This window comes from Micromonospora globispora, assembly GCF_003857015.1.
Taxonomy (GTDB): Bacteria; Actinomycetota; Actinomycetes; order Mycobacteriales; family Micromonosporaceae; genus Micromonospora; species Micromonospora globispora.
This window is the reverse complement of the sequence record NZ_QGGF01000563.1, coordinates 1-2,512: the sequence shown is the minus strand read 5'-3', so window position 1 is coordinate 2,512 and position 2,512 is coordinate 1. Positions and strand designations below refer to the sequence as shown.

The window sequence follows — 2,512 nt, the reverse complement described above, 5'->3', positions numbered from 1 at the left end:
CCACCGGACCACCCCGGGCGCAGGGTGGTCGCCCGCGCCGCGAGGTCACCGGCCCGTCGCCGCCCCGGACCGGTCCGCCCGCGCCAGGCCGCCCCGGTGGCGGCCCAGCTGGCCGGGTCGGCCGCCCAGAGCTGCTCGTACCCGGTCACCGGGGGAGCCCGGCCAGCCGTCGGGCGGCGCGATCGTCAACCGCCTCGTAGCCGTCGGCGGCGGTGCGGACCGCGTCGGCGGTGACCGCCACCCGGGCCGCGAGCCCGCCGTACCAGCGGTGCACCGCCGACTCCAGCCCGGCCAGCGCCGCGCCAGCGTCCCACCGGTCGGCGGACACCACCAGCCCCGGCACCTCGGCCAGCCCGCGGGCCAGCCGGTACGCGTCGTCGCCGAGCGCCCGGGCGACCTCGCGCAGCAACTCGGGCTGGACGGTGAACGGCTCCTCGGTCATCGGTCTCCCCGCTCCCGGCGCCGTCGACGGATCGGCGGCGGATCGGCGCCCGACGCCGGCCTGGGGCCGAGGTCGGACGGGTAACGGTGCCGACGCTAGGCAGCCCGCACGCGGGGCACCCGCCCTGTGGACAACGGGCGGTGGGCGTACCCGGGGTTGTCCACAGGCGTTGCCCACAGGGCACCCGGTGGCTAATCTGCGGCGCCGAGCGCCGGTAGGGTGAGGTCCGTGATCGTGGCTGTCGGCATCGATGTCGTGCTGGTGGACCGGTTCGCCCGGGCCCTGGCGCGGACGCCGCTGCTCGCCGATCGGCTCTTCACCGAGGCCGAGCGGTACACCGGGTCCGGCAACCCGCGTTCGCCGGAGTCGATGGCGGCCCGCTTCGCGGCGAAGGAGGCCGTGGCCAAGGCGCTGGGCGCCCCGACCGGGTTGCGGTGGCACGACTGCGAGATCGTGCCGGACCCGGACGGCCGCCCCTGGCTGACCGTCTCGGGCACGGTCGCCGCGGTGGCGACCGAACGGGGGATCAGCCGCTGGCATCTGTCGTTGTCGCACGATGGCGGCATCGCGTCGGCCATGGTGGTCGCGGAACGCTGAGCTGACCGGCGGGCCGGCCGGTCCGCCCGGGGACGGGACGGAGTGGCATGAAACCGGTGTGGCGGGTCACGGACGTACGCGCGGCGGAGGTGGGCCTGATGGCCACCCTTCCGCCCGGGACGCTGATGCAGCGGGCCGCCGCCGGGCTGGCCCGCCGCTGCGCCCTGCTCCTCGAGGACCGGGGCGGCGTCTACGGCTCCCGGGTGCTGCTGCTGGTCGGCTCCGGAGACAACGGCGGCGACACCCTCTACGCCGGCGCCCGCCTGGCCAGCCGCGGCGCGGCCGTGGCCGCCCTGCTGCTCACCCCCGGCCGGGCACACGCCGAGGGGTTGGCGGCGCTGCGAGCCGCCGGCGGGCGGCTGGTCGACCGGCCCCCAGGCACCGTCGACCTGGTGCTCGACGGCATCGTCGGGATCGGCGGCACCGGCGGGCTGCGGGAGACCGCCGACCAGTTGGCGGCGAGCCTGGTGCAGCACTGCGGGCGGGACGGCGCCCGGGCGACGGTGGTGGCGGTGGACGTGCCGAGCGGGGTCGCGGTGGACACCGGGCACGTGCCGCTGACCGCGGCCGGGCGGCCCAGCGCGGTGCGCGCGGACGTGACGGTGACCTTCGGCGCGCTGAAGCCGGCCCTGGTGGTCGGGCCCGCCGCCGCCCTGGCCGGGCACGTGGAGCTGGTTGACATCGGGCTGGAGCCGTGGCTGCGCGGGACGCCCGCGTTGCGGGTGACCGAGTGGTCCGACGTCGTCGACTGGTGGCCGCGGCCCGGCGCGGCGTCGGAGAAGTACAGCCGGGGCGTGGTCGGGGTGGCCACCGGGTCGACGACGTACCCGGGCGCGGCGGTCCTCTCGGTCGGCGGTGCGCTGGCCGGGCCGACCGGAATGGTCCGCTACGCCGGCGGGGCCCGGGCGGAGGTGCTGCACCAGCATCCGTCGGTGATCGCCACGGGCCGGGTCGCGGACGCCGGCCGGGTGCAGGCCTGGGTCTGCGGTTCCGGCCTCGGCACCGGCGAGGAGGCCACGGCCGAGCTGCGGGCGGTGCTCGCCGCCCCGGTGCCGGTGGTGCTCGACGCGGACGGCCTAACCCTGCTGGTCGACGGCAAGATGGCGGAGCGGCTGCGGGACCGGGAGGCGCCGATCGTGGTGACCCCGCACGACCGGGAGTACACCCGGCTCTGCGGCGAGGCCCCGGGCGCGGACCGGGTGGGGGCCGCGCTGCGGCTCGCCGCCTGGATGAACGCGGTGGTGCTGCTCAAGGGGGACCGGACGATCATCGGTACGCCGGCTGGGCGGGCGTACGTCAACCCGACCGGCACCCCGGTGCTGGCCACCGGGGGCACCGGCGATGTGTTGTCCGGCCTGCTCGGTTCGCTGCTCGCCGCCGGGCTGGCGGCGGAGCGGGCGGCCGCTGCGGCGGCGTACCTGCACGGGCTGGCCGGCCGGGAGGCGGCCGACCGACTGGCCGAGCTGTCCGAGG

3 protein-coding genes are annotated in these 2,512 nt (G+C 77.8%); 2 read left to right on the top strand and 1 reads right to left on the bottom strand.

The features are described from left to right. Positions 1 to 145 precede the first annotated feature (145 nt). Entirely contained in the window at positions 146 to 442 is a 297-nt protein-coding gene (locus DKL51_RS28935) for a type VII secretion target (RefSeq protein ID WP_109948255.1), read from the bottom strand. Positions 443 to 670: 228 nt separating this feature from the next. Here DKL51_RS28935 and DKL51_RS28930 point away from each other — a divergent pair, with 228 nt between their 5' ends. Next, positions 671 to 1,039, top strand: a complete 369-nt coding sequence (locus DKL51_RS28930) for a holo-ACP synthase (protein WP_109948254.1) — start codon at positions 671 to 673, stop codon at positions 1,037 to 1,039. A gap of 47 nt (positions 1,040 to 1,086) precedes the next feature. Continuing rightward, a partial coding sequence (locus DKL51_RS28925; RefSeq protein WP_124812787.1) for an NAD(P)H-hydrate dehydratase occupies positions 1,087 to 2,512 on the top strand: 1,426 nt, incomplete at its 3' end.

Coding starts and splice junctions, on each gene's coding strand:
- DKL51_RS28935 (WP_109948255.1), bottom strand. CDS start 442: ATGACCGAGGAGCCGTTCACCGTCCAGCCCGAGTTGCTGCGCGAGGTC.